This is a genomic window from Kitasatospora sp. NPDC059462, assembly GCF_042749955.1.
Classification (GTDB): Bacteria; Actinomycetota; Actinomycetes; order Streptomycetales; family Streptomycetaceae; genus Kitasatospora.
On sequence record NZ_JBHYUU010000017.1, the window covers coordinates 1 to 10067 of the forward strand.

Genomic DNA, 10067 nt, shown 5'->3' on the forward strand with positions numbered 1-10067 from the left:
GGCTCCCAGTAGACGACTGGGTTGATAGGCCGGATATGGAAGCCCTGTGAGGGGTGGAGTTGACCGGTACTAATAGGCCGAGGGCTTGTCCTCAGTTGCTCGCGTCCACTGTGTTGTTCTGAAACAACGACCCCCGCCTGAAAATGGTGGGCGGTTGATAGTTTCATAGTGTTTCGGTGGTCATAGCGTGAGGGAAACGCCCGGTTACATTCCGAACCCGGAAGCTAAGCCTCACAGCGCCGATGGTACTGCAGGGGGGACCCTGTGGGAGAGTAGGACGCCGCCGAACAATCATTCCAAAAAGACCCCCTCCGGTTCAGGAGGGGGTCTTTTTGCGTTAACGTCTCCCCACCACGTCGGAGCTTGGTGGAGAGGCGCGAACCGTTGCAGAACCTGACCCTGACCTGGCAGTCCGCAGGGGGCGCCGCGGTGGCTCTCTACGGTGGCTCCTACGCGGCCGCCCGGGTGCGGAGGGCGGGTCTCGCGGCGGTCCTCCGGGAGGCCGGCACCCTGCTCGCGCTGTTCGCGCTGTGGCAGCTGGTCGGCCGCCTCTCGCTGATGAGCACCGAACATGCGCTGGACCGGGCGCGCTGGATCCACCGGACGGAGCTGGCCTTCGGGCTGCCCGACGAGGCGTCCTGGCAGGCCGCGGTGACGCCGTACCCGGCGCTGGTGAAGCTGGCGAACTACTACTACGCGTCGATGCACTTCACGGTGATGATCGCGGTGCTGCTCTGGGTCTTCCTGAGACACCGCGAACGGTACGCATGGGTGCGGACGACGGTGGTCATCACGACGGCGGTCTGCCTGGCCGTGCAGTTCCTCCCGGTGGCGCCGCCCCGGATGCTGCCGGAGAACGGGTTCGTCGACGTCGCGGCGGAGTACGGGCAGTCGGTGTACGGCAACGCGGTCGGAGGGGTGGTGAAGGCCGCGCAGCTGTCGGCGATGCCGTCGGTGCACGTGGCGTGGTGCGTGCTGGTGGCGGTCGCGGTCGTGCGGGTGTCCAGGAGTCCGCTGCGCTGGCTGATCGTGCTGCACCCGGTGCTGACGATCACGGTCGTGGTGGTGACGGCCAACCACTTCTGGGCGGACGGTCTGGTCGCGGTGGCGATCCTGCTGCTGGCCTACGCGGCGCAGCGCGGCGCGGCCCGGTGGCGGGCCCGCCGTGCGGGGGAGGTCCGGCCGGCGCCGGAGCGGGAGGATCTCGCCGTCCGCGGCTGACGGCGGTGCGGGGGGTGCGGCACGGCAGGACGGCGGGCCGGGCCCCGTGGGGGGAGGGTCCGGCCCGCCGGTTCACCCGCCGTTACTTGACCGGCAGGACCTCGCGGCCCCACGCGCTGTTGGTCAGCGCGGAGGTGGCCCAGTACCAGGCCGCCAGGCCGGAGGCGGCGGCGATCCAGCCGGCCGTCTTGGCGAGGCCGGCGGTGGTGCTGAAGGTGGCGATCGCGGAGAGCACCAGGGAGAGCGTCAGCAGGCCGTAGACGGCGCGGCTGAACAGGCCCGCGTTCCAGCTGGCCGCGGTCAGGGTGAGGGCGAGCAGGGCCCACAGGAGCAGGAACAGGCCGGCTGCGTTCTTGCCGGCCCCGGAGGCGGTGGACCAGGTGGCCCAGAAGGCGCCGAGGCTGGTGAAGGCGGTGCCGGTGAAGCCCTCGCCGCCGCGGAACTGCCAGAGGCCCGCGATGAACAGGGTGAGGCCGCCGAGGATGTGCGCGAGGTGGGCCGAGTTCCCGGCGGCGGTGCCGCTGAGGATGCCGGTGGAGAGCAGCCCGTAGGCGAGCAGGGTCAGGCCGAGCGCGAGGTAACCGAGGTTACCCGCGTCGGCGCCGGTCGAGCGGGCGTTCAGTGCCCCGGTAGCTTCGTTGCTCACCGGAGGCTCCTTTCACTCATGGGCGCGCGCAGGGCGCAGTGAACGCGGGTGAGTGTCGATGAGGTGAAGGCGCGTGACCGCTCCGGGCGCGCACGGCTGGAGCGTGCGACGGCTGCGGTCCGAGTGCTGGGCCAGCGGGAGAGCCGCTGGTCACGTCCCCTCCGGGGGATTCCCCGGTGAGATCGGTCTACCCAGGGTGAACGGGCTTGTACCCTTGTGAATCGCACATTTTGTGACGCTGTCAGGCACGGTTCGGTCACGCTCCGACAGCCGGTGCGACAGGAGTCGCCCCGGTGCGGTCAGGCGCTCCGCTGGGTCGGCACCCGCAGGGTGAGGATCGCCATGTCGTCGGAGGGCGGCTCCGGGGCGAAGCGCTCGACCGCGCGCTGGACGCGCAGCGCGACCGCCCCGGCGGTGAGGCCGGTGCAGCCGGTGAGCACCTCGGCGAGGCCGTCGTCGCCCAGCATCCGCCGGCCCTCGCGGCGTTCGGTGACGCCGTCGGTGACGCAGAGCAGGACCTCGCCGGGGTTGAGCACCAGCCGCTCGGCGGTGAGGTCGAGGTCGTCCATGACGCCGAGCAGCGGCTGCGGGGTGGCGGCCCGGTCGACCCGGCCGTCGGTGCGCAGGCGCAGCGGCAGCGGGTGGCCGGCGCAGACCAGCGAGAGTTCGGTGCTGCCGTCCGGACGGGGTGTCAGTTCGCCGTACAGCAGCGTGAGGAAGCGGCTGCGGGCGCCCTCGTCCAGGATGGCGGCGTTGAGCCGGCTGAGCACCTGCGGGGCGTCCAGGCCCTCGCGGGCGAGCAGCCGCAGCGAGTGCCGGGCGAGGCCGGTGACCGAGGCGGCCTCCGGGCCGGTGCCGCAGACGTCGCCGATCGCGAAGCCGTAGGTGCCCTCGCGGATCGGGAAGAGGTCGTAGAAGTCGCCGCCGACCTCGTTGCCCTCGCCGGCGGCCTGGTAGTAGACGTCCACCTCGACGCCCGGGATGTCGGGCAGCTCCGGGGGCAGCAGGCTGCGTTGCAGGGCCTGGCTGGTGGCGGTGCGCTCGGAGTAGAGGCGCGAGTTGTCGAGGGCGAGCGCGGCCCGGCGCGAGAGGTCCTCGGCGAGTTCCAGGACCTCCTGGCGGAACCGCACGCCGGCCGAGGTGCCGAGGGCGAGCAGGCCGATCACCCGGTTGCGGGCGGTCAGCGGCAGGACGACGGTCTCGCCGAGCAGGCCGGTGAGGCCGGGTTCGTGGGCGAAGCCGCTGACAGCGGCGGTCTCGGCGGGGGCGCTCCAGAAGCGGGTGCCGTGGGTCGGGCCGGCCTCCGGGGCGGGTGTCTTGTCGAGCAGGGCGCGCAGCGGGTCGATGCGGTCCTCGTCCTCGTGCAGGACGAAGGCGAGCGAGGCGGCGGCGCCGTGGTCGCCGTTGGTGTAGACGGCGCACCAGGAGGCGAGGGTGGGGACGGCCATCTGCGCCATCAGGGCGAGCGTCTGCTCGTGTTCGAGGGTGCCGGCGAGCAGGTCGGAGGCCTCGACGAGGAAGGAGAGCGAGCCGCGGCGCAGCCGTTCGAGTTCGGCGAGCCGGGTGGACTCGACGGCCAGGGCGAGCCGGTCGGCGGCGAACTGGAGGCGCAGCGCGTCCTCGTTGTCGTAGCGGCCGGGGGTGCCGGTGGCGATGCCGAGCGAGCCGATCAGCCGGCCCTCGACCTTGAGCGGGACGGTGAGCAGGGAGCGCAGCCCGCTGTCGTCGAGGACGGGCAGCCCGGTCGGCCGGGCGGCGAGGTCCTCGTGGACGGAGGGGAGGCGGGGCGAGTCGTAGCGGTTGCCGGTGTCGACCGGGAAGCGGCTGTGCGGGCGCGGCGCGGCGGGCAGCCCGGCGCTGGCGCGCAGCTCGAACTCGGCCTCGTCGTCGGTGGTGAGCAGCAGGTAGGCGGCGTCGGCGTCGAGCAGGTCGCGGGCGCGTTCGACGGTGTGCTGGAGCAGGGTGTCGAGGTCCTCGCCGGTGCCGAGGCCGGCCAGCAGGTCGAGCCGGGTGGCGGGTTCGCCGCGGTCGCCGGGCAGGGCGCGGGCGGGGGAGCGCAGGACGGCGCGGTCGTCGTCGAGGACGAGCAGGCACAGGGTGCTCGGGGTGCCGTCGGTGTCGCGCAGACGGACCTGGACGCCGTAGACGTCCAGGGCGGTGCCGTCGGCGCGGCGCAGTGCGTAGCCGCCCTCCCAGCGGGCGAGCCGCAGGACGGCGGCGAGGCCGAGGCCGCCGTCGGCGTCCTGCGGCCAGACGGCGAGGTCGGCCCAGGGGCGGCCGAGCACGGTGTCGGCGGGGTGCTGGAAGAGCGCCTCGGCGTCGGGGTTCCAGGCGAGCACCCGGCCGTCGTCGTCGAGCTGGACGACGGCGACGCGGACCGGGCCGTGGCTGTGGGGCAGTTCGCCGCCGGGGGCGGCGGGCAGCGCGTAGCGGGTGCCGGCGGTGTGCGCGGGCAGGGCGAGCCGGAACCAGACGGTCTTGCGGCCGGAGCCGTACTCGACGCCCCAGCGTTCGGCGAGCGCGGCGCACATCAGCAGGCCGCGGCCGCCCTCGCCGTCGGCGTCGGCGTAGTGGTCGGACGCGGTGGCGGGGACGTCCGGGAAGCTGGGCAGACCGCGTTCGGGGTGGTGGTCGGTCACCTCGATCCGGACCGTGCCGTCCTCGCGCAGGCAGCAGACCTCGGCGGCGGTGCCGGCGTGCACGACCGCGTTGGTGACGAGCTCGCTGACCAGGACCACGGCGTCGTCGACGACCTCGGGCAGGCCCCAGCCCAGCAGCGCGTCCCGGACGAAGGAACGGGCGGCCCCGGCCGACCGGCCCACGGGTTCGAAGGTGGCGGCTGCGCGCGCGGTGACCACGTTGCCACGTCTCCTCTGCTCTGGCCCTGGCTGTCCGGGGTGCGGCGCCGAATCCCGGTGTGCGCCGGCGGTGTGGGCGGCGCCGCCGGGCGGTTGTGGCCCGGTGCAGCGCTCCACCCTACTTTCCGCTTGGTTCCCCGTGGGGGCGGGGAGTCGAAACAGGCACCGGAGGGTGATTCTGCCCACCCGTTTCGCACCGGGCGGCACCAACCGAGTGCAACCGCGCTTGTACCGGGCGCGAGTGCTGCCAGACTGGGGGGTCCGCGATGTCCGGTCCGAGCAGTACCGTCGTCGCGGGTCCCGGCCGGCCCGACCGGCCGCCGGGACGGTAGCGCCGGGACGGTGCTGCGCGGCGGGCCCGGCGGGGCGCGCGGTGCGGGCGCCGGACAGTTCACGATCTGGGAGGGGCCCGTTGAGTTCGGCCACCAAGGACGCAACCGGTACGACGCCGCCCGCTCAGCGTGGCGGGCGCCCCGGGGCCGCGCCGCGGAGCGCGGCCGGCCGGCGTGTCAACCACAACCGCGGCGCCGAGCCGGCCGAGCTGCGCAAGCTGCTCGCCGCGCTGACGGCGATGCGGGACGGAAACTTCCGGCGCCGGCTGACGGTGCCCGGGGACGGTCCGCTGGCGGAGATCGCCGCGGTGTTCAACGAGGTCGCGGAGCGCAACCAGCACCTCACGGGTGAGCTGGCCCGGGTGCGGCGGGCGGTGGGCCGCGAGGGCCGGCTGAACGAGCGGCTGGAGACCGGCGCCGGCGAGGGCGCCTGGATGGCGGCCGTCGACAACTGCAACGCGCTGATCGACGACCTGGCGCGGCCGATGTCCGAGGTGGGCCGGGTGCTGACCTCGATCGCCGAGGGCGACCTGGACCAGAAGATGGAGCTGCGCTCGCTGCACAGCAACGGGGTGAGCCACCCGCTGCGCGGCGAGTACCTGAAGATCGGCCGGACCGTCAACGGGCTGGTGGACCAGCTGTCGGAGTTCACCGACGAGGTGACCCGGGTGGCCCGTGAGGTCGGCACCGAGGGCAAGCTGGGCGGCCAGGCGAAGGTCCGCAGCGTCTCCGGCAGCTGGAAGGACCTCGCGGACTCGGTCAACACCATGGCCGGCCGGCTGACCGCCCAGGTGCGCAACATCGCGCAGGTGACCACCGCGGTGGCCAAGGGCGACCTGTCGCGCAAAGTGACGGTCGAGGTGGCCGGCGAGATGCTGGAGCTGAAGAACACCGTCAACACGATGGTGGACCAGCTGAACGGTTTCGCGGCGCAGGTGACCCGGGTGGCCCGGGACGTGGGCACCGAGGGCCGGCTGGGCGGTCAGGCCCAGGTGCCGGGCGTCGCCGGGGTGTGGCGCGACCTCACCGATTCGGTGAACTTCATGGCGGACAACCTGACGGGTCAGGTCCGCAGCATCGCGCAGGTGACCACGGCGGTGGCGCGCGGCGACCTCTCGCAGAAGATCGAGGTGGACGCGCGCGGGGAGATCCTGGAGCTGAAGAACACCATCAACACGATGGTCGACCAGCTCTCGGGCTTCGCCGAACAGGTGACCCGGGTGGCCCGCCAGGTGGGCACCGAGGGCCGGCTCGGCGGCCAGGCGCAGGTGCCCTGGGCGGCCGGCGTCTGGCGGGACCTCACCGACAACGTCAACTTCATGGCGAACAACCTCACCGACCAGGTGCGCAACATCGCCCAGGTGACCACCGCCGTCGCCCGGGGCGACCTCTCGCAGAAGATCCAGGTGGACGCCCGCGGGGAGATCCTGGAGCTGAAGAACACCATCAACACGATGGTCGACCAGCTGGGCGCCTTCGCGGACGAGGTGACCCGGGTGGCCCGGGACGTCGGCACCGAGGGCATCCTCGGCGGCCAGGCGAGCGTGCCGGGGGTGTCCGGCACCTGGAAGGACCTCACCAACAGCGTCAACCTGATGGCCAACAACCTGACCAGCCAGGTCCGCAACATCGCCGAGGTGACCACGGCGGTGGCCCGCGGTGACGTCTCGAAGAAGATCACCGTCGACGCCCGGGGCGAGATCCTCGAACTGGTCACCACCGTGAACACCATGGTGGACCAGCTGTCGGCGTTCGCCGACGAGGTCACCCGGGTCGCCCGCGAGGTGGGCACCGAGGGGAACCTCGGCGGCCAGGCCCGGGTGCGCGGGGTGTCGGGCATCTGGAAGGACCTGACCGACAACGTCAACTTCATGGCGTCCAACCTGACCAGTCAGGTGCGGAACATCGCCGAGGTGGCGGCCGCGGTGGCCTCCGGGGACCTCTCCAAGAAGATCAGCATCGAGGCGCAGGGCGAGGTCGCCGGCCTGGCCGGGACGCTCAACACCATGGTCGACCAGCTGTCGGCCTTCGCGGTGGAGGTCACCAGGGTGGCCCGCGAGGTGGGCACCGACGGGACCCTGGGCGGCCAGGCGAGCGTGCCGGGCGTGGCCGGGATCTGGAAGGACCTGACCGACAACGTCAACCTGATGGCCAACAACCTCACCGGTCAGGTGCGGAACATCGCGCTGGTGATCACGGCGGTGGCCCGCGGCGACCTGTCGCAGAAGATCAGCATCGAGGCGCAGGGCGAGGTCGCCGGCCTGGCCGGGACGCTCAACACCATGGTCGACCAGCTGTCGGCGTTCGCCGACGAGGTCACCCGGGTCGCCCGCGAGGTGGGCACCGACGGCCGCCTGGGCGGCCAGGCGCGGGTGCCGGGCGTGGACGGCACCTGGCAGGACCTCACCGAGTCCGTCAACGAGCTGGCCAACAACCTCACCCGGCAGGTGCGCGCGATCGCGCAGGTCGCCACCGCCGTGACCAGGGGCGACCTGTCGCTGCGGATCGACGTGGACGCCGCCGGCGAGCTCGACGAGCTCAAGGACAACATCAACCAGATGATCGCCAACCTGCGCGAGACCACCCGCACCAACCAGGAGCAGGACTGGCTGAAGACCAACCTGGCCCGGATCTCCGGCCTGCTGCAGGGGCGGCGCGACCTGGAGGCGGTGGCCTCGCTGATCATGACCGAGCTCACCCCGGTGGTCTCGGCGCAGCACGGCGCGTTCTTCCTCGCCCAGCCGGCCGGCCGCACCGCCGAGCTGATCACCGAGGACGACGACGAGAACGACACCGTGCTGCGGCTGATCGGCAGCTACGGCTACCAGCGGCGGGCGATGCCGACCACCTTCCGGCCCGGCGAGTCGCTGATCGGCCAGGCGGCGGTGGAGAAGCGGGCGATCATCCTCAAGGAGGCGCCGCCCGGGTACCTGAAGATCGCCTCCGGCCTGGGCGAGGCCTCCCCGGCCCACATCGTGGTGCTGCCGGTGCTGTTCGAGGGCCGGCTGCTGGGCGTGATCGAGCTGGCCACCTTCAGCTCCTTCACCACCGTCGCGCTGGACTTCCTCAACCAGATCGCCGACCTCATCGGCGTCACCGTCAACACCATCAGCGTCAACACCAAGACCGAGGGCCTGCTGCTGGAGTCCCAGCGGCTGACCGCCGAACTCTCGATGCGGTCGGCCGAATTGGAGGCGCGCCAGGAGGAGCTGGAGCGCACCAACGAGGAGTTGCAGGAGAAGGCCGAGCAACTCGCCCAGCAGAACCGGGACATCGAGATCAAGAACAGCGAGATCGAGGAGGCCCGGCAGGTCCTGGAGGAGCGCGCCGAGCAGCTCGCGCTGGCCTCCCGGTACAAGAGCGAGTTCCTGGCCAACATGTCGCACGAGCTGCGCACCCCGCTCAACTCGCTGCTGATCCTGGCCAAGCTGCTGTCCGACAACAACGAGGGCAACCTCTCGCCCAAGCAGGTCGAGTTCGCCGACACCATCCACGGCGCCGGTTCCGACCTGCTCCAGCTGATCAACGACATCCTCGACCTGTCCAAGGTCGAGGCGGGCAAGATGGACGTCCGGCCGGCCCGGATCGCCCTGGTCCAGCTGGTCGACTACGTCGAGGCGACCTTCCAGCCGGTCGCGCTGGACAAGAACCTGGAGTTCGGGGTGCGGGTCTCGCCGGCCCTGCCGGTCACCCTGCACACCGACGAGCAGCGGCTCCAGCAGGTGCTGCGCAACCTCATCTCCAACGCGGTGAAGTTCACCGACACCGGCGCCGTCGACTTCTCGATCGCCCCGGCCGGCCGGGGCACGCCGCAGCACGTGCGCGAGCAGCTGCTGGAGGCGGGCGCGATCAAGGGCCCGGACGACCCGCTGATCGCCTTCACGGTCTCCGACACCGGCATCGGGATCCCCGGCAACAAGCTGCGGGAGATCTTCGAGCCGTTCCGGCAGGCCGACGGCACCACCAGCCGCAAGTACGGCGGCACCGGCCTCGGGCTGTCGATCAGCCGGGAGATCGCCCGGCTGCTCGGCGGCGAGATCCACGCCGAGAGCGAGCTGGGCAGGGGCTCGACCTTCACCCTGTATCTGCCGCTGCGCACCGAGGCGCCGGACGCCTCCGGGCAGCCCGGGGCGAACGCGGGCGCGCTGCGCGCCTCGGTCGGGGTGACCCCGGTCGGGACGCCGGTGCCGGTGGGCGAGAGCCCGGCCGACCACTGGGCCCAGGAGGTGCGCGAGCTGGTGGAGGTGCGCCGCCGGGGCGCCGTCGAGCGCCGCCGCCAGGAGGACGCGGACGCGGCGCGTCCGGACACCCGCCCGGCGGGCGGCCGCGGTGCCGCGGGCGGGCCCGCCGAGGGGCGCGGGAGCGCGGGACGGACGGCGGAGGGGCGGACGCCCGAAGCGGCCCCGGCCCGCCCGTCCGGCCGCACGGACACCCGCTTCGACGGCGAGCAGGTGCTGATCGTCGACGACGACGTCCGCAACGTGTTCGCCCTCACCAGCGTGCTGGAGCAGCACGGCCTGACCGTGCTGTACGCCGAGAACGGCCGCGAGGGCATCGAGATGCTGGAGCAGCACGAGAACGTCGCGCTGGTCCTGATGGACATCATGATGCCGGAGATGGACGGCTACGCGACCACCGAGGCGATCCGCCGGATGCCCCAGTTCGCCGGGCTGCCGATCATCGCGCTGACCGCGAAGGCGATGAAGGGCGACAAGGAGAAGTCCCTGGCGGCCGGGGCCACCGACCACATCACCAAGCCGGTGGAGACCGACCACCTGCTGTCGGTGATGCACGAACGGCTCACCCCCCGGAAGCCCTGAGGGCCCCCGGGCCGTGCCCATCGGTCCCCGGACCCGCCCGAGTTGGAACCGATCGGATGACGGGGGCGTGGATACCCGGGTTAGCGGCGGGGTTGAAGCCCGGGGGGGGGGGGGGGGGGGGGGGGGGGGGGGCCGGGACCCCGGTGGGGGACCGCTCGGTTGGGAAAAGTGCCCAGTGGGGAGAAGCCGG

Annotated in this window: 4 protein-coding genes and 2 rRNA genes; 4 read left to right on the forward strand and 2 right to left on the reverse strand. The window is 72.4% G+C overall.

The window, feature by feature from the left end:
* From ACFXAM_RS07395 to ACFXAM_RS07405, 3 genes are all read left to right on the forward strand, one after another.
* Positions 1 to 93, forward strand: a 23S ribosomal RNA gene (locus ACFXAM_RS07395); the annotation flags it as partial.
* 79 nt (positions 94 to 172) lie between these two features.
* Positions 173 to 289, forward strand: a 5S ribosomal RNA gene (gene rrf / locus ACFXAM_RS07400).
* Between the two features lie 140 nt (positions 290 to 429).
* On the forward strand, positions 430 to 1221 hold the full coding sequence (locus tag ACFXAM_RS07405; protein ID WP_380288355.1) for a phosphatase PAP2 family protein: 792 nt from the start codon (positions 430 to 432) through the stop codon (positions 1219 to 1221).
* Between the two features lie 82 nt (positions 1222 to 1303).
* Here ACFXAM_RS07405 and ACFXAM_RS07410 read toward each other — a convergent pair whose 3' ends face one another.
* Together ACFXAM_RS07410 and ACFXAM_RS07415 are read right to left on the reverse strand one after the other, a co-directional pair.
* Complete coding sequence (locus tag ACFXAM_RS07410; protein WP_380288357.1) at positions 1304 to 1867, reverse strand: acetate uptake transporter; 564 nt, start codon at positions 1865 to 1867, stop codon at positions 1304 to 1306.
* 299 nt (positions 1868 to 2166) lie between these two features.
* Positions 2167 to 4725 (reverse strand): SpoIIE family protein phosphatase, encoded by a 2559-nt coding sequence (locus ACFXAM_RS07415; RefSeq protein WP_380288358.1) that lies wholly within the window; start codon positions 4723 to 4725, stop codon positions 2167 to 2169.
* Between the two features lie 541 nt (positions 4726 to 5266).
* Here ACFXAM_RS07415 and ACFXAM_RS07420 point away from each other — a divergent pair.
* The gene (locus ACFXAM_RS07420) at positions 5267 to 9877 is read left to right on the forward strand and encodes a HAMP domain-containing protein (RefSeq protein ID WP_380288462.1); all 4611 of its coding nucleotides are present in this window, start codon (positions 5267 to 5269) and stop codon (positions 9875 to 9877) included.
* Positions 9878 to 10067 lie beyond the last annotated feature (190 nt).